Annotated in this window: 15 protein-coding genes; 8 read left to right on the plus strand and 7 right to left on the minus strand. The window is 70.3% G+C overall.

Annotated features, from left to right (window positions below; genetic code table 11):
- Positions 1-149: 149 nt before the first annotated feature.
- The 4 genes from menD to AAEX60_RS13145 form a co-directional block, all read right to left on the minus strand.
- On the minus strand, positions 150-1,985 hold the full coding sequence (menD, locus tag AAEX60_RS13130) for a 2-succinyl-5-enolpyruvyl-6-hydroxy-3-cyclohexene-1-carboxylic-acid synthase (RefSeq protein ID WP_342104015.1): 1,836 nt from the start codon (positions 1,983-1,985) through the stop codon (positions 150-152).
- Positions 1,982-2,926, minus strand: coding sequence for an o-succinylbenzoate synthase (locus AAEX60_RS13135; protein WP_342104016.1), 945 nt, complete (start codon positions 2,924-2,926; stop codon positions 1,982-1,984). The genes menD and AAEX60_RS13135 overlap by 4 nt, the downstream gene beginning before the upstream one ends.
- A gap of 265 nt (positions 2,927-3,191) precedes the next feature.
- Positions 3,192-4,067, minus strand: coding sequence for a 1,4-dihydroxy-2-naphthoate polyprenyltransferase (locus tag AAEX60_RS13140; RefSeq protein ID WP_342104017.1), 876 nt, complete (start codon positions 4,065-4,067; stop codon positions 3,192-3,194).
- Entirely contained in the window at positions 4,051-5,265 is a 1,215-nt protein-coding gene (locus tag AAEX60_RS13145) for an AMP-binding protein (protein ID WP_342104018.1), read from the minus strand. The genes AAEX60_RS13140 and AAEX60_RS13145 overlap by 17 nt, the downstream gene beginning before the upstream one ends.
- Positions 5,266-5,354: 89 nt before the next feature.
- Here AAEX60_RS13145 and AAEX60_RS13150 point away from each other — a divergent pair, with 89 nt between their 5' ends.
- The 8 genes from AAEX60_RS13150 to AAEX60_RS13190 all read left to right on the plus strand — a co-directional run bounded on the left by AAEX60_RS13150 (position 5,355) and on the right by AAEX60_RS13190 (position 13,935).
- Entirely contained in the window at positions 5,355-6,659 is a 1,305-nt protein-coding gene (locus AAEX60_RS13150) for an MFS transporter (protein WP_342104019.1), read from the plus strand.
- A gap of 39 nt (positions 6,660-6,698) precedes the next feature.
- On the plus strand, positions 6,699-8,306 hold the full coding sequence (locus AAEX60_RS13155) for an inositol monophosphatase family protein (protein ID WP_342104020.1): 1,608 nt from the start codon (positions 6,699-6,701) through the stop codon (positions 8,304-8,306).
- An 8-nt stretch (positions 8,307-8,314) separates the two neighbouring features.
- Positions 8,315-9,316 carry a dihydroxyacetone kinase subunit DhaK gene (gene dhaK, locus AAEX60_RS13160; RefSeq protein ID WP_342104021.1) on the plus strand — a complete coding sequence of 334 codons (1,002 nt, stop codon included), beginning with the start codon at positions 8,315-8,317 and terminating at the stop codon, positions 9,314-9,316.
- Positions 9,317-9,344: 28 nt separating this feature from the next.
- Positions 9,345-9,923: a dihydroxyacetone kinase subunit DhaL gene (gene dhaL / locus AAEX60_RS13165; protein ID WP_342104039.1), complete on the plus strand. Its 579-nt coding sequence runs from the start codon at positions 9,345-9,347 to the stop codon at positions 9,921-9,923.
- 40 nt (positions 9,924-9,963) lie between these two features.
- Positions 9,964-11,295: a dihydroxyacetone kinase phosphoryl donor subunit DhaM gene (gene dhaM / locus AAEX60_RS16410; RefSeq protein ID WP_446721322.1), complete on the plus strand. Its 1,332-nt coding sequence runs from the start codon at positions 9,964-9,966 to the stop codon at positions 11,293-11,295.
- Positions 11,296-11,305: 10 nt separating this feature from the next.
- On the plus strand, positions 11,306-12,241 hold the full coding sequence (dapD, locus tag AAEX60_RS13180; RefSeq protein WP_342104022.1) for a 2,3,4,5-tetrahydropyridine-2,6-dicarboxylate N-succinyltransferase: 936 nt from the start codon (positions 11,306-11,308) through the stop codon (positions 12,239-12,241).
- Positions 12,241-13,098 carry a hypothetical protein gene (locus AAEX60_RS13185; protein ID WP_342104023.1) on the plus strand — a complete coding sequence of 286 codons (858 nt, stop codon included), beginning with the start codon at positions 12,241-12,243 and terminating at the stop codon, positions 13,096-13,098. Before dapD ends, AAEX60_RS13185 begins: the two co-directional genes overlap by 1 nt.
- A 435-nt stretch (positions 13,099-13,533) precedes the next feature.
- On the plus strand, positions 13,534-13,935 hold the full coding sequence (locus AAEX60_RS13190) for a hypothetical protein (RefSeq protein WP_342104024.1): 402 nt from the start codon (positions 13,534-13,536) through the stop codon (positions 13,933-13,935).
- Between the two features lie 3 nt (positions 13,936-13,938).
- On the opposite strand, the gene dapC is transcribed toward AAEX60_RS13190, so the two are convergent.
- The 3 genes from dapC to AAEX60_RS13205 all read right to left on the minus strand — a co-directional run bounded on the left by dapC (position 13,939) and on the right by AAEX60_RS13205 (position 17,264).
- Positions 13,939-15,090, minus strand: coding sequence for a succinyldiaminopimelate transaminase (gene dapC, locus AAEX60_RS13195; RefSeq protein WP_342104025.1), 1,152 nt, complete (start codon positions 15,088-15,090; stop codon positions 13,939-13,941).
- Positions 15,087-15,407: a ferredoxin gene (fdxA, locus tag AAEX60_RS13200; protein WP_342104026.1), complete on the minus strand. Its 321-nt coding sequence runs from the start codon at positions 15,405-15,407 to the stop codon at positions 15,087-15,089. The genes dapC and fdxA overlap by 4 nt, the downstream gene beginning before the upstream one ends.
- Positions 15,408-15,488: 81 nt before the next feature.
- Complete coding sequence (locus tag AAEX60_RS13205) at positions 15,489-17,264, minus strand: VanW family protein (protein ID WP_342104027.1); 1,776 nt, start codon at positions 17,262-17,264, stop codon at positions 15,489-15,491.
- Positions 17,265-17,322 lie beyond the last annotated feature (58 nt).

A 17,322-nucleotide genomic window follows, 5' to 3' on the forward strand; every position in this document is an offset into this window, starting at 1 on the left:
GCGGTCGGCTGGCGCCACCAGGCCCGGTGACAACACCCCCCGGATCATGCGTACGACAGGGGCACAGAGTCATGCCGGGCCCGGCGACCGTAACCCCGCCCTACGGGGTCACCAGCAAGGTAACGGGTCATTTTGCATCTGTTCTCAGTTCAGAGGTTGGCCAGCCGCTGGCCCAACTCCCGCCTGCCGTGGCGGCTGACCGGGATCACCAGCAGTTCGGGGCCGCGGACCGGCACCCGCAGCCGCTGGCCCAGCTCCTCGGCGTCGGTGACGGTGGCGGTGGCCCAGCCGTGGGCCGCGGCCAACTGTGCCAGGTCAACCGTGTGCGGGGTGCCGAAGACCTTCTCGAAGCTGTCCCGATAGGGATCGCCGCCCTGCTCCAGGCCGTGGAAGATGCTGCCGCCGCGGTCGTCGACCACCACCAGCCGGAGCCGGGGCCGCTGCTCCAGCGTGCCCAGCCAAAGCCCACCGGCATCATGCAGGAAGGTGAGGTCCCCCAGCAGGCAGGTGGTCGGGCGGTCGAGGGCCAGCGCGATCCCGGCAGCGGTGGAGATCACCCCGTCGATCCCGGCCAGGCCCCGGTTGGCATGGACCAGCGTCGGCTCAGCGCCAGCCGCGTACAGGGCGTCGGGGATGGGCGCCAGATCGGCATCCCGGATGGGGTTGGAGGAACCAAGCACCAGCACCTGGCCGGCGGTGCGCTCGGTGACCAACCGGGCGACATCGTGCCCGGTCAGCACCGGGTCCTCGCCCACGGCCGGCCGCCGGACCAGCTCGATCCGGGTCTGCAGGTCCAGGTCTGCGGTGAGCCACTGGTTCAGCCAGTGCCGGTCCGCCGCCGGAACAAGATCAACATCGTCCACGACGGCGCTGGCGGTGAAACCCGGGTCATGCCAGCCGGCCCGATCGGCCACCATGATCACCTCGACGTCGGGGCGCCTCAGCAGCCGGGTGACCGGCCGGGACAGGGTGGGGTGCCCGAAGACGATCACCCGCTGGATCCGGCCACCAAGATCATCCTTGCCCAGCAGCAGCCGGTAGCTGCCCACGGCCCGGCCGGTGCGGGCATTGCTGGTGGGCTCGGCCAACAGCGGCACTGCCCCCGACTCGGCGACGGCCACGGCGCGTCGGCCGACTGCAGGGCGGGCGTCGCCGGCCAACACGACGGTGCGCGGCCCGCCGTCCAGGCGCACCGCGGGGCCGGGCCGGCTGGGCTCCAGCCGCCACGGGCCGGGGGCGTCCAGGGTCTCCTCGGTGGGCATCAGCGGCTCGGCCAGGTGCAGGTTGACCTGCACCGGGCCGGGATTGCGGGTGCGCGTGCCCGCGGCCAGGGCCAGGGCATGGCGCAGCTGGAAGCGCCAGGCGGGCGGTTCGCCGTCGCTGGTCAGCTGCACCTGGTGGCGGACCTGCCCGGCAAACAACCCGTACTGGTTGCCGGTCTGGTTGGCGCCGGAGTTGATCATGGCCAGCGGCCGGTCCGCGGACAGCACCACCAGCGCAATCCCGGCCTGATTTGCCTCCATCACCGCGGGTGCCAAGTTGGCGACGGCGGTGCCGGAGGTGGTCACCACCGCGACAGGCTCCTCCAAGGCCTTGGCCATCCCCAGCGCGAGGAAGCCGGCGGAGCGCTCGTCGACCCGGACGTGCAGCCGGAGACGGGCCGCGCCCAGGTTTCCCGAGCCGCCCTCTTCGACGCCCCCCGGGCCACTCCCCTCCCCGGTGCCCGAACCCAACTCCTGGACGGCTCCCGAGCCGCTCTCATCATCGGGTTCCGAGCCCGCCTCTCCCGTGATGCCGCAGGCCGGTTTCCCCACGATTCCCGAGCCGGGCCCTCCCACGATCCCCGAGCTTGTCGAGGGGTCGCTGGCCCGGTGCAGCGCGAGCGACAGTGGCGCATTGCGGGAGCCAGGGGCCAGCACCACGTGCCGCACGCCGGCCTGGCGCAATTGCTCCACGACGCACTGCGCCAGCAGCCAGGAGCTCATCGGCTGGCCTCGGCCATCCGGTCCGCCCAGGCCTCCACGCGGTCGGTCGGCGCACAGCAGGCGGCCATCCTGGCCGGGTCCACGCTCACGTCGCGCACCGGCAGGTATCCGTCGACGGCAATCAGGGGCTCGGCCAACAGGTCGTCGGTGAACAGCCGCAGGGTGTTGAGCCCGCAGGCGTGGGGCAGCTCGGGCAGGGCGGCGGCCAGCGCAATCCCCATCCGGATCCCGATGCTGGTCTCCAGCGCCGAGCTGACCACCACCGGCATGGCCAGGTCCTCGGCCAGTTGCAGACAGCGCCGCACGCCACCCAGGGGCTGCACCTTGAGCACCGCAATGTCGGCGGCCCCCAGCCGCTTGACCCGCTCCGGGTCACCGGAGCGCCGGATGGACTCGTCCGCGGCGATCGGCACGTCGATCCCCCGCCGGGCCAGCTCCGTGCGCAGCCGGGCCAGATCCTCGACGGCCATCACCGGTTGCTCGGCATATTCCAGGCCGAGGCGGGACAGCTGGCGCAGGTTGTCCACGGCCTGGCCCACCTGCCAGCCGCCATTGGCGTCGATCCGGACCTTGCCCTCGGGGCCCAGGGCGTCGCGCACCGCCTCCACCCGGGCCAGGTCATCGGCCAACTCCTGGCCGGGCTCGGCCACCTTGACCTTGGCGGTGCCGCAGCCCGATTCCCGGACGATCCGGTGGGCGTCCTCGGGGCCGACGGCCGGGACGGTGCAGTTGACCGGGATGGCCCCGCGCACGGGCTCGGGGAAGCCCTCGTCGGCCGCCTCCCGGGCGGCCCGCAGCCACGGCCGGATCTCGACACCGGCGTAGTCCAGGAAGGGGCTGAATTCCCCCCAGCCCGCCTCGCCGGAGAACACCACGCCCTCACGGGTGGTTATGCCCCGAAAACGGGTGCGCAGCGGGATCTGGTAGACGTGCGTCGGCATGGGGAAACCCTAGCCACACCCCCGCGCTTGGGGGTAACGGGCCAAGCAGTGCCCGCCCACCTGTAGCTGGCCCATACTCACGGTGCTGCCCCGCATGCCCCCGCTTTGACCACACCTGTGCAGGCACCGCGAAAGTGCCTTGATCCGGCGCAACGGTTGCCCACACGGACCGAAACCCGCCCCCAGGAAGTCGGTCAGCTGTCCTGAGGACATTTGTGTGGCGTAGTCACCACCGAAAGTTCCTCAAGACAGGCGTCCAACTTGGTCAGCCGAGGACGCACCCCAGGAACAGGCCGACGGAGCAGGCCAGCTCTGCGAAGCCGGTGAACTTCAGCACCTGGATCAGGGCCTTGCCGGTGGCCCCGGTCAGCACTGTGCGGGTGGCGGGCAGCAGGAAGACCAGCATCGCCAGGCTGAGCAGGGCCCACCAGGTGGTCAGCGCCGCCACCGCCACGCAGCACAGCGTGGCCAGGGCGCTGAGCAGGGCGAAGAAGCGTCGGGTGCCGGCATCACCCAATCGAGTGGCCAGGGTGCGCTTGCCGACGGCTCGATCCCCCACGATGTCGCGCAGGTTGTTGGCCACCAGGATCTGGCAGGCCAGGATGCCGATCCCCACCGAGGCCACCACCGTGGCGGGGGTCACCCGGCCGAGCTGCACATAGGTGGTGCCGCAGACCGCCACCAGGCCGAAGAAGATGAAGACGAAGACCTCGCCCAGCCCGGCATAACCGTAGGGATGCTCACCCCCGGTGTAGTACCAGGCGGCCAAGATGCACAACGCGCCCACTCCGACCAGCCACCAGTGGCCGGTCAGGGCCACCAGGACCAGGCCCGCCGCTGCGGCCAGGCCGAAACAGCCGAAGGCGGCCGCCTTCACCTGGGCCGGGCGCGCCGCGCCGGAGCCGACCAGCCGCATCGGGCCCACCCGGTCCTCGTCGGTACCCCGGATCCCGTCGGAATAGTCATTGGCGAAGTTCACGCCGATCTGCAGGGCCAGGGCCACCACAAAGGCCAACACCGCGGGCCCCAGCCGGAAACCGCCGGAGTACCAGGCAGTCGCCGAGCCTGCCAGCACCGGGGCCAGGGCCGCCGGGAGGGTGCGCGGCCGCGCCCCCTCGATCCATTCACCAACCGTTGCCACGCGCGTCGCCTTCTTCACCGAGTTCCCTGAGCAGGGCCTGCCGGTCGATCTTGCCAGAGCTGGTGCGCGGTAGCACATCCACTGGCACGATCCGGCGCGGCAAGGCGGCCCGGCCCAGGCCACCCCGCAGCCGGTCATGCCACCAGGCCAGGCCATGACCCGAGCAGCTGACCAGGGTGACTCGACTGCCCCATTCCGGGTCTGGCGTGGCCAGCACGAGGCTGGTGCCGGGTTCGATCGCCTCGACGGCCCGCTGCACCGCCGCCAGGTCCACGTTCACCCCGCCGGAGATCACCACGTCATCCATTCGGCCCAGCACCCGCAGGCGGCCGTCGGACCATTCCCCACGATCATTGGTGAGCACGGTACGCCCGGCCAGCGTGGCCGCGGTCAGTTCCGGGGCCAGCCGGTAGCCACTGAAGGCCATCTCCCCGCTGAGGGTGATCCGGCCGGATGGGGCCTCGACAGGCTCGGCCGCCGTGGTTGGGGATGGCTCGGCCGCCGTGGTTGGAGCCGTCTGCGCCGCCGTGGTGGGGTGCTGCTCGGCGGCCGCGATCCCCACGTCGACGCCGGGCAGCGGCTCGCCATCCCAGACGCAACCGCCGCAGGTCTCGCTCATGCCGTAGGTGGTGATCAGGTTGAGGCCCCGGCCCCGGGCCTCGGCCAGCAGCGCCGCGTCGACGGGTGCTCCGCCCAGCAGGATCGCGTCGTAGCGGGCCAGACTGGCCAGCATTCCCCGGTCCGCCATCGCCCGGAAGAGCTGGGTGGGCACGATCGAGATGGCATTGGCCCCGGGCACTGGCTCCAGGTCCGAGAGGTCGGCCCGGGCGAAGCGCACCGGCCGCCCGGCGACGTGCGCCCGCACCATCACCATGAGGCCCGCCACGTAGCCGACGGGCAGCACGCAGGTCCAGGTCATGGCCCCCAGCCGCTGCTGGGCGGCTTCCGCGGCGGCCAGCAGCGCCCGACGGGAGAGCACCACCCCTTTGGGCACCCCGGAGGATCCGGAGGTGGCCACCACCACCGCGGCGTCCGGCTCGGTCACCGGCAGGTCCGGGCGGAGCATCGCCAAGGTCTGCTCGGGGTGCTCGCCCAGCGGCGCCAGCACGGCGCGCGCACCTCCCCCATCGCTGAGCACCCCGGGCAGCAGGCCGGGCAGCTCGTCGAGGGAACAGGGCTGGAGAGGGCGCAAGGTCACCAACCGACCGTAGCCGACCTGTTCCCAACCGGCCGGTAACCGATAGGCTGGTGGTCCACCCCAATTCATCATCAGGAGAGCATCCACCGGTGAGTCACGCCGCCCCTTCCCAGACCTTCTCCTCCCTGGCCAACCCCAACTACCGGATCTGGTTCGTGGGTGGCCTGGTGAGCAATGTCGGTGGCTGGATGGCACGCACCGCGCAGGCCTGGTTGGTGCTGGTGGTGCTCACCGACGGCAATGCGCAGGCGCTGGGCTACCAGACGGCCCTGATCTTCCTGCCAGCGCTGCTGCTCAACCCGGTGGCCGGCAGCATCGCGGACCGGCTGCCCAAGCGGACCATCCTGCTGGTCTCCTGCGCCGTCGGGCTGGTGAGCGCCGCACTGCTCTCGGCGCTGACCATCACCGGTCAGGTGCGGTTGTGGCAGGTCTTCGCCCTGTCCCTGGTGGACGGCCTGTCGATGGCCTTCGACAACCCGGCCCGGCAGGCCTTCGTCAGCGAGATCGTCGACTTCGAGCAGTTGCCCAATGCCATCAGCCTGAATTCGGCCAGCTTCAATGCCGCCCGGCTGCTGGGCCCCGGAATCGGCGGGGCGTTGATCGCCCTGGTGGGGACCGGCTGGGTGATCGCCGCCAATGTGCTGGCATTCGCAGCGATGATCGTCGCGCTGCTGCGGATGGACACCGCGCTGCTGCACCCGTCCAAGCCGGCCACGGGGCGCAATGCCGGCTTCGTGGCGGGTCTGCGCTATGTGCGGCGGCGCCCGGACCTGCTGGCGCTGCTCACCGTCGGGCTGGCCGTGGGCGGGCTGGGCTTCAACTTCAACATCACCAATGCGGTGATGGCCACCCAGGCCTTCCATCGCGGCGCCGGTGACTACGGGATGATCGGCTCCTTCATGGGGGTCGGCGCACTGGTGGCGGCGCTGTGGTCCGCCCGTCGCGGCAGTCCCCGGTTGCGGCATGTGCTGATGGGGATGGCCGGTTACTGCGTCTTCAACCTGTTCAGCGCCGTCAGCGGCACCTTCTGGCTCTTCGTGCTGCTCCAGGTGCCGGTGGGCTTCTTCACCATCACCGCGCTGGTCACCGGCAATTCGCTGCTGCAGACCGCCACCGGCCCGCAGATGCGCGGCCGGGTGATGGCGCTGTGGGGGCTGACCATCTTCGGGATGGCGCCGATGATCTCGCCTCTGGTGGGCTGGATCGGCAACCAGTTCGGGCCGCGCGCCACCATCATGTTCGGCGTGGTCACCGTCGGGTTGGTCACCGCCGCGCTGATCGCGTCGATCATGCGCAATGACCACATCCGGGTCCGGCTGGACTGGCACAAGCGGGCACCCTGGATGCGGATCGAGCGGCTGCTCAGCCAGGACGTCTCCGAGGTGCGACGCTAGTTCACCATTTCGACACTCCGCACCCCTAGCGTGCGTGCCATGAGCATCACCGTCGTGGCCCACCGGGGCGATTCCGAGACTGCCCGCGAGAACACTCCGGAGGCCTTCGCCGCCGCCTTCGAGGCCGGCGCCGACGTGGTGGAACTGGACATTCGCACCACCCGCGACGGCACCAGCGTGGTGCTGCACGACGCCACGCTGCTGCGGCTGTGGGGCGTCGCGAACCGGGCGGATGAAATGGTCATGGCCCCGGACGCCCCGGACGCCCCGGGCACGTGGACGGTGGGGAGCCTGGCCGACGTGGGCAGCGGCGAGTGCCGAATCCCCACCCTGGCCCAGACGCTGGCCCAGTTCGCCGAGCTCAACCGGGGCCGCCAGGAACCGGTAACCATGTTGATCGACACGGTCAGCGTCGACGACGTGCGCGCCGCGATCCCCGTGGTGCGGGCCTTCCGCCGCAGCCCCGAGGCGGATCGGGTGCCGATCAGCTGGTGTGGGAACACCGACGCCATGTTGCTGGTGCGCGAACTGCTGCCGGAGGCCGACCTGGCCTACAACCACGACGGCGGCGAACTGGACCTGGATTTGGTGCGCCGGCTGCGTCCGTCGGCGATCAATGTGGAATGGGTGCTGCTCACCCAAGCCCTGGTGGACCAGGTTCACCGGATGGGACTGGAGGTGGCCTGTTGGACCCTGAATGATGCCCGCAGCCTGAGCGTGGTCATCGACGCCGGGGTGGACCGGATCACCACCGACCGCCCACGGCTGCTGCGGCGGCTGCTCACCCGCGGCACCAGCCCGCTGGCGCTGGTGGGGCTGGACGTGGACGCCTTTGCCGTGGCGGCGGACCTCAGCCTGGAGGCCGCCCGCATGGTGCGGGTGGCGCATGACCTGGCGGTCTGGGCCAATGGCTACACCCGCACCGCGGCGGTCGGCCGGGTGGGCACGAAGGCACACGCCGCGGACCTGGTCACCGAGGTGGACGTCGCGGTGGAGCGGCACGTCCGCGCGGTGATCCAGGAGGCCTTCGACGGCAAGCACCTGGTGGTCGGCGAGGAGCTGGGGGGCGAGCCGGAGCCCGGCCGCCCCACCTGGTACCTGGACCCGGTGGACGGCACCACCAACCTGGCCAATGGCCTGCCCTGGACCTCGATGAGCCTGGCCCTGGCCGTCGACGGCGAACCGCTGGTGGCCAGCGTCGCCCAGCCGGGGATGGGCAATGTCTTCCTGGCCGCCCGGGAGCTGGGCGCCACCCTGAACGGTGAGCCGCTCAAGGCCCACGTCACCCAGAGCCTGGCCGGGCGCACCGTGCTCACCGAGTGGGACGCCCACACCCCCTGGCCGGGGATGGAAGGCTTCCTGATGGCCCTGGCCGAGGAGCACTGCACCGCGCGCATCATGGGTTCGGGCACCCTGGCCCTGACCGGGATCGCGGCGGGCTGGGCCGCCGGTGGCGTCGTGCACGATTTCAACCCGATCGACCACCTGGCCGGGCTGCTGATCGGGCACGAGGCCGGCGCCGAGGTGCTGGACTTCGACGGCAACCACACCCTGTTCCCCGGCGACGGCGGCGTGCTGGTGGCCGCCCCCGGCGCGGGAGAATTGCTGCTGGCAGCTCTTCAGAACTGTCCCCGCCCGGTGCTTTGATGGGGAGCATGAAAAAGCTGATCAATTCCGTCGACGACGTGGTCGCCGAAACACTGCTGGGAATGGAGGCGGCCCACCCGGACCGGCTGCGGATTGACCATGAGCACCGGGTGGTGCTGCGCAAGGATGCGCCGGTGCGCGGCAAGGTCGGTCTGGTCTCCGGCGGTGGCAGCGGGCACGAGCCGATGCACGGCGGCTTCGTCGGGCTCGGCATGCTGGATGCCGCCTGCGCCGGTGAGGTCTTCACCTCCCCGGTGCCGGACCAGATCATGGCGGCCACCACGGCCGTCGACGGCGGCGCGGGCGTGCTGCACATCGTGAAGAACTACACCGGCGACGTCATGAACTTCGAGATGGCGGCGGAACTGGCCGCCGCCGAGTCCGGCATCCGGGTGGAGGCCGTGGTCACCGACGACGACGTCGCCGTCACCGATTCGCTCTACACCGCGGGCCGACGCGGGGTGGGCGTGACGGTCTTGCTGGAGAAGATCGTCGGGGCCGCCGCGGAGCAGGGCCGGGACCTGGATGCCCTGGTGGCGCTGGCCCGTACCGTCAACGGGCAGGGCCGCTCGATGGGGATGGCGCTCACCTCCTGCACCGTGCCCGCCGCCGGCAAGCCCACCTTCGAGCTGGCTGACGACGAGATGGAGCTGGGGATCGGGATCCATGGTGAGCCCGGCCGGGAGCGCCGCGCGCTGGCCCCCGCGCGGGAGCTGGCGCAGCTGCTGGTCGACCCCATCCTGGCCGACCTGGACTTCACCGGTTCCCCGGTGATCTGCTTCGTCAACGGCATGGGCGGTACCCCGCTGATGGAGCAGTACCTGATGTACGGCGAGATCCACAAGGTCCTGGCCGGCAAGGGGGTCACCGTGGCCCGCAATCTGGTGGGCAGCTACATCACGTCGCTGGAGATGGCGGGGCTCTCCCTCACGCTGCTCAGGGCCGACGAGGATCTGCTCACGTTGTGGGACGCGCCGGTGAACACTCCCGGACTGCGCTGGGGTTGCTGACGTGGACACCTCTACCGTTGCGGCCTGGATGGCCGATTTCGCCGCCCAGATCAACCAGCACGCGGCCGAACTGACCGAACTCGACCGGCTGATCGGCGACGCCGACCACGGATCGAACCTGGACCGCGGGATGAAGGCCGTCCAGGCCCTGGACGTCGCGGACTTCCCGGACGCCGCCACCTACCTGAAGAAGGCCGGCATGACGCTGGTCAGCACGGTCGGGGGCGCCTCCGGCCCGCTCTACGGCACCTTCCTGCTGCGCTTCGCCGGGGCGCTGGAGCCCGAGGACTCCCCCACCGCGATGGCGAAGGCCTGGCGCGCCGGTCTGGACGGGGTGCTCTCCCGCGGGAAGGCCGGGCTGGGCGACAAGACCCTGGTGGACGCGCTGCAGCCGGCCGTCGAGGCGATGGAGGAGACCACCGACAGCGTGGCGGCTTGCCTGGAGGCGGGGGTGCAGGCGGCAACGGCCGGCCGGGAGGCCACCATCGCGATGGTGGCGCGCAAGGGGCGCGCCTCCTACCTGGGCGAGCGCAGCGCGGGCCACCAGGACCCGGGAGCCACCAGCATGGTGATGCTGCTGGAGTCGGCCGAACGCACGCTCTCGTGAGCCGAGTGCAGGACCACAACTCAACCATTCGGGGGATGCAGTGATTTCCATCGTCGTCGTCTCGCACAGCCATGCCCTGGCCACCGCAGCCATCGGCCTGGCCAGCCAGATGGTGCCCGACGGCAGTGGGCTGCGGGTGCTGCCCGCGGCCGGGCTGGACCAGTCCACCATCGGCACCGACGCGGCGGCGATCGCGGCCGCCTACGAGCAGGCGGATTCGCCCGACGGCACCCTGGTGCTGCTGGACCTGGGCAGCGCCCTGCTCTCGGCGGAGATGGCGCTGGAATTCGTGGATCCCGAGGTGGCCGGGCGGGTCCGGCTGTGCCCGGCACCGCTGGTGGAGGGGCTGGTGGCCGCGACGGTGGCCGCCGCCGCTGGCGCAACGCTGGACGCCGTCGAGTCCGAGGCCGCCAATGCCCTGCTGGCCAAGCAGCAACACCTGACCGACGGGGGCGCCCCACCCGACGCCGCGCCCGCCGCCGAACCGGCCGGGCCCGCGGCAGCCGGCACCACCGAGGTGCTGGAGCTGCGCACCCGGGTGGGGGCCCGGCATGGCTTGCACGCCCGTCCCTCGTCGGCCGTGGTGCTGGCCCTGGCTGACCTGGATGCCCAGGTGACCTTCGTCGCGCCCAGTGGCCAGAGCGGGGACGCGGCCAGCATCACCCAACTGCAGGCGCTGGGGCTGCAGCAGGGCGACGAGCTCCTGGTGCGGGCCAGCGGCCCGGAGGCGCACCGCGCGCTGGAGGCAGTCCGGCAGCTGGCGGAGCGCAACTTCGGGGACCGCCCGGATTCTGCTCCGGATGCCGAGTCCCTGGCCTACCTGGAACTGGAACCCGACGTGGCCGCCTACATCCCGGCCGGTGGCCCGGAGCAGGAGAGGGTCCGGTTGGAGACCGCGATGGCGGCGGCCGACGGCTTCATCGAGGGCCTGGCCGCCAAGATGCCGGAGGCCGGGGTGACCGGGGCGGTCCTGGGTGCGCTGCGCGCCATGCTGCACGATCCGTCGATCGGCAAGGGCTGCCGCCAGCGCCTGGACGACGGCCAGCACGCCGTCGAGGCCGTGCAGCAGACCTTCGAGCAGTCGATCGAGCTCTTCCAGGGGATGCAGAATGACTACCTGCGGGAGCGGGCAACCGACCTGCGGGCGCTGCAGCGGCTGGTGGTCAAGGCGCTGATGGCCTTCGAGCTGGCACTGCCCGAGGTGCCCGCCGGGCGCCCCCTGGCCCTGGACGAGCTGGACGCCCTGACCGCGGCCCAGATCGACCCCGAACAGGTGCCGCTGGTGCTGGTGCGCGCCGAGGGAACCACGGGTCACGGGATCATCGTCGCCCAGGACCGTGGCTTGCCTGTCCGGGTGGGTGCCGGCGGCTAGGCTGTGCGACATGACTGACGCGACTCGATCTGCCTGGGGCTGGGGCCTCGCCACCGTCCACGAATCCGGTCAGGTGCTGGACACCTGGTACCCCATGCCCGCGCTGGGCACTGCCACCGAGCAGGACAAGGCGCCCCGCCAGATGGTGGCCGCGCAGACCGAGGACGTGGACCGGCGGGTGAAGATCACCCTGGTCAAGACCGAGATCACCCTGGACGAGGCCCCGGCCACCGTCAGCGACGCCTACCTGCGGCTGCACCTGCTCAGCCACCGCCTGGTCCAGCCGCACGGGCTGAACCTGGACGGCATCTTCGGTGTGCTGCCCAATGTGGTGTGGACCTCGGCCGGGCCGTGCGCGGTGGAGGGCTTCGAGCTGGTGCGGCTGGCGCTGCGCAACACCCGCGGGATCGTCAACGTGCTGGGGATCGACAAGTTCCCGCGGATGGTGGACTACGTCCTGCCGTCGGGCGTGCGGATCGGCGACGCGGACCGGGTGCGGCTGGGAGCACACCTGGCCGAGGGCACCACCGTGATGCACGAGGGTTTCGTGAACTTCAACGCCGGCACCCTGGGACACTCGATGGTGGAGGGCCGGATCTCGGCCGGGGTCACCGTGGACGACGGCTCCGACGTGGGCGGTGGCGCCTCCATCATGGGCACCCTGTCCGGTGGCGGCAAGCAGGTGATCAGCATCGGCAAGGGCTGCCTGCTGGGGGCCGAGGCCGGCGTCGGCATCTCGCTGGGTGACAACTGCGTGGTGGAGGCCGGGCTGTACGTGACCGCCGGCACCAAGGTGAAGCTGCCCGACGGTCAGGTGGTCAAGGCCACCGAGCTGAGCGGCGCCAGCGACATCCTGTACCTGCGGGATTCCCAGACCGGCGCAGTGATTGCCAAGCAGCGCGGGGAGCACAAGATCGTGCTCAACACGGACCTGCACCAGAACTGATGGCCTCTCCCCGACGCAATTCCTTGCTGGCACTGCTGGTGGCCATCGTGCTGCTGGTGGTGGGCGCCGGCTGGCTGGTGAACAAGATCACCTCCTCGGTGACGATGGTGGTGCCGCCCGCCGAGCAGTGCACGGTCAGCGTCGGGGAGGTGTCCGACACCCTCAGCCTGGAGCAGTCGGAGAATGCCGCCATCATCGTGGCGGAGTCCATCCGGCGCGGGCTGCCCGCCCGCGCCGCGTCGATCGCCCTGGCGACCGCCAAGCAGGAGTCCAAGCTGCGCAACATCGACTACGGTGACCGGGACTCGGTGGGCCTCTTCCAGCAGCGGCCCAGCCAGGGCTGGGGCACGGTGGAGCAGATCATGGACCCGTGGTATTCCACCGGCAAGTTCTACGACGGCCTGGTCAAGGTGCCGGGTTGGGAGTCCGGGGACATCAACGACGTCGCGCAGGAGGTGCAGAAGTCGGGCGTGCCAGAGGGCTACCGCAAGCACGTCGAGGTCTCCAAGGCCTGGGCCAGCGCCCTGACCGGCCACTCCCCCGCGACGGTCAGCTGCATCGACCGGCGAACCGAGGCGCCCAGCACCAACCTGGCCGAAACCCTGCTGACCAGGGCCTTCAACGGCTCGGTGAAGCACAGCCAGGGGCAGGCGCGGCTCACCCTGAACTCGGCCAACCAGCAGCAGCTGTGGGCCGCCACCCAACTGACCCTGACGACCACCCGCCAGACCGGCATCACCGGGGTGGCCGTCGGTCAGCGCACCCTGACGCTCAAGGGCGACGAGCTGGCCCAGTGGACTGCCACCTCGGCGGGCCAGGAGAAGCCCACGGAGGCGACGATCACGCTGCGTGCGTGAACTTACCTCCGGAAGACCAGAACCGATCGATCCCAAAGGCTGGCGCCCGGAAGTGAAACACCGCTAGCGGTCAAACAGGGCCAGCTCAACTAGGATGGGAACTCCTGTGAAGAAGTCTCGAGGCACGATTGGTCGGCGGATCGAATCGGCGCTCTTGGGGGGAGACACCACGCTTCGATGGGGTGATTAGTCACCATGCACCTGACTCGGCGCACTCCCCGACTCATCACCTTGTCCTTGGTCGTCCTGCCCTTGTTGGCGGCCTGCGGCACTTCGGCAGACACAGCTGAACCGGCGGATGACAACTCCGGGTCCGGGGATGTTCTCGCGATCTCCGGAGCACGACATGCGCGCGCCTCCGCCTTCGCCCCAACACCGAGTCCGGGATGCGCCCCGCTTCCGTCCAGCGGTCAAGCCCATCCCTCGCTGGGAACGGTGGAACCGCGCCTCTCCCATCTGGCCGGGACTCACAGGGACATCTTCGTCGGCACCGCCTTGTCCCGAGACGGCGCATACATCGAAGTCTTCACCAAGGTCGGCCACGGGGCCGAGGCGACCGACGTCATCAAGGCTGCCGAAATCACGCCCCAGGATCGGGTGGTCATCATCGAGGTACCCCACTCCGACCTTGAGCTCGACGCTATGCAGGCTGCGCTGTCGCCAGACTGGCAGCGCCGGTCCATCACCGCATCGGGCCCAAGCCCCGCGTGGGGAGGGCTGGCCGTCGCTGTTGCCACCACGGCCAGCCTCAGCCCGCAGACGGAGCGGGAACTCCGCGACCGAGGAGTCGTCTGCATCCATCACGGTGACGGAGGCGTCGCCGCAGCAGAACGCTGAACCTCAGCCCGTCAGCCGCTGGGCGGCGGCGGCGATCCGCTCGTCGCTGGCGGTCAGCGCGATCCGGACGTGCTGGCTGCTGGCGGTGCCGTAGAAGTCGGCCGGGGCGGCCAGGATGCCGCGCTCGGCCAGCCAGTCGATGGTCTGCCGGCAGTCCTCGCCGCGGGTGGCCCACAGGTAGAGCGAACCCTCGGAGTGGTCGATGGTGAAACCGGCCTCTTCCAGCGCCGGCTTCAGGATGGCGCGTCGGGCCAGGTAGCGCTGCCGCTGCTCCTCGACGTGGGCGTGGTCGTCCAGCGCGGCCACCATCGCGTCCTGCACCGGGCCGGGCAGCATCATGCCGCCGTGCTTGCGCAGCTCCAGCAGCTCCATGCACAGCTTGTCGTCGCCGGCGATGAAGCCGCCACGGTAGCCGGCCATGTTGGAGCGCTTGCTCAGCGAGTGCACCGCCAGCAGGCCGTCGAAGCTACCGCCGCAGATCTCGGCGTCCAGCACGCTGCACGGCTCGGCCTCCCAGCCGAATTCGCCGTAGCACTCGTCAGAGGCCAGCACGGCGCCGACGCTGCGGGCGTAGTCAACCCACGCCCGGGTCTGCTCCGGGCTGAGGATCGCGCCGTGCGGGTTGGCCGGGGAGTTGATCCAGACCAGCGCCGGGATCCCGTCGATCCGCGCCGGATCGTCGCAGCGCTGCACCGTTGCACCGACGATCGCCGCGCCCACCTCATAGGTGGGGTAGGCGGTGCTGGGGATGACGATCAGGTCGTCGGGGCCCAGCCCCAACTGGGTGGGCAGCCAGGCCACCAGTTCCTTGGTGCCGATCACCGGCAGCACATTGCGCTCGGTCAGGCCGCGGGCCTGCCAGCGTCGCTCCAGGTAGCCGATGATCGACTGCCGCAGCGCGGGCGTGCCCCAGACCGTCGGGTAGCCGGCCCAGCGGGTGGCTCCGGCGGCCAACGCATCGATGGCCAGCTGCGGGGTCGGATCCACCGGAGTGCCGACGCTCAGGTCACAGATGCCACCGGGATGGGCCGCGGCGCGCTGCTTGGCGTCGGCCAGCGAATCCCACGGGAAAGCCGGCAGGCGCGCCGACAGTGGATCCCGCTGCCGGACGCGCCCGTCGAACTCGTGCTGCTGGTTGTTCACCGGTGCGGTCATTCACCCTGCGGAGGCAGCGCGGCAACCACCGGGTGGTCCTTGTCAATGGTGCCCAGCTTGGAGGCGCCACCGGGCGAGCCGACGCCGTCGAAGAAGTCGACGTTCACGTCGTAATACTCCTTGAACTCGGCCGGGACGTCGTCCTCGTAGAAGATCGCCTCCACCGGGCAGACCGGCTCGCAGGCGCCACAGTCCACGCACTCCTCGGGGTGGATGTAGAGCATGCGGTTGCCCTCGTAGATGCAGTCAACCGGGCACTCCTCGACGCAAGCACGGTCCTTGACGTCCACACACGGCTGCGCAATGACGTAGGTCACTGGGGTCTCCTCACAGATGAAGTTCGTGGTCAGCGCCGCATTCCGACGGTGACGAAATCACTCTACAACCGATGTCCCAGCTCACTTGCAGACGATCTCGTCCGTAGGTGAGTAGGTCCAACTGTAGGGTTCTCGCTTGACAACCTTGCCGCCCTTGTAGAAGAGCCGGGCATAGTTCACGGTGAAGCCGGGCGCGGCGGCCTGGTCATGGCACTGGCTGCCGGAGCGCTCCAACTTGCGGCCGGTGGTGAAGTTGGACTTCTCCAGCGCGGTGGACTCCACCTTGTCGTAGACCGGCGTGGACCAGACCTTGACGGTGATGGAGCCCTTCTCCCCCGGCGACGACGGATTCACATAGGCCTGCATAATGGCGCCGTAGGGGGTGTCATTCTTGAACTTCACGTCGATGCTGCCGTAGTACAGCGTCGCCTCCCGGCCGGCCGGATAGCGGTCGAAGTACATGGTGTGCGGCTGGTGCTCCACATGCTCCAGGCCGGAGAAGAACAGCGCATTGAACACGGTGGTGCCGCTCTGGGAGATGCCGCCGGCATTCTCCTTCTTCAGGTGGTCACCGGAGACCACCCAGCCGTCGACGAAACCGGATCCGGCATCGCGCGGCCCGATGGTGTCGTTCATGCTGAAGGTCTCACCCGGGGCAATGTAGGTGTTGTTCACCCGCTGCGCGGCGATCCCCAGGTTGGTGTTGCGGTAGTCCGCGTGCGGGAAGGACGTGGTGAACTCGCCGGTCACCTTGGTGGGGGCGGCCTTCTTGGCCTCCTCCGTGGTGTGTTCCGGCTCCTTCTTGGTGACCGGCATCGTGATGGTGCGCTCCGCGCCGGTCTTGGTCATGGCCGCCGGGACCAGCTTGTCGAAGGCCTTGCGGTCAATCCCCTCCCCCGGCTTGCCGGGCACCAGGGTGGGCTTGCCGCCCGACAGCTGCCACTTGGCATCCTGCGGCGCCTTCAGCCCCAGCGGCTCCGCCTTGCGCTCCGCGGCCTTGAACAGCTTGTCCAGGTTGGGGGTGGCGACGAAGTTGCCGTCCTTAGTGCTGATGGTGGTCAGCTCCCCGATGCCGGGACCGGTGAGCTCCACCTTCTTCGGCTTGCCGACGTCCAACAGCAGCGGCGCGCTCACCCGGGGCTTGAGGTCCTTCTCGGCGAAGGTCTTGGCCTCCTCGGTGGTCAGCTGCGGCTCGGTGCGCGTGATCGGGGCCCCGACGGAGGTGCCCTGCAGCCAGGTCTTCTTCACCGCGGCGCTGGCGGCGTCGACATCCAGCGCGGTGCCCACCACCCCGTCGGTGACGGTGATCTTCTCCCGCTGCAGCGCCACCTTGGCGTCGACGGGCTGCACCGCGAAGGTCTTGGCCTGCGCCTCGACGGCCCGCTTCAGCGTGGCGTCGTCCACCCGCTTCACCAGGTCCATCTCCCCGCCGCCGCGCAGCACATTCCAGATGTGCGACGGGTTGAGGGACTTGCCGGCACCGGCCTGCTCGATGGTGGCGGGATAGTCCACCGCGAGCCCGGCCTCGGCGGGCTTGACGGTGACCTGCTTCTTGTCCGCGGCCAGGGTGATGGGCGCCGTGGCCCGCTGCTTCAGCTGCTCGGTGAGCTTGGCGGTGGCCTGGGCCTCATCCATGCCGCCCACCGCGACGCCCTCCACCGAGGCATTGCGGGGCAGCTTGTCCCCCGCCATGGCGTAGCCGGCACCGTAGACGCCCACCGCCAGCAGCGCCAGCGACCCCAGACCCAAGGCAGCCAGCCGCCCACCGCGGCCCTTCTTCCCGGGCTGCTCGGGCTGCTCGATGCCCTGCTGGTTGGGCTCGGTGGGCTCGGGCGCAGACGATTCGGTGACAGTCACAGATGCTTCCCCTGACCGGCTCGGGGCGCGAACCGGCTCGCGCCACAGTGTCAACCAG

This window comes from Luteococcus sp. H101 (genome assembly GCF_038433155.1).
Classification (GTDB): domain Bacteria; phylum Actinomycetota; class Actinomycetes; order Propionibacteriales; family Propionibacteriaceae; genus Luteococcus.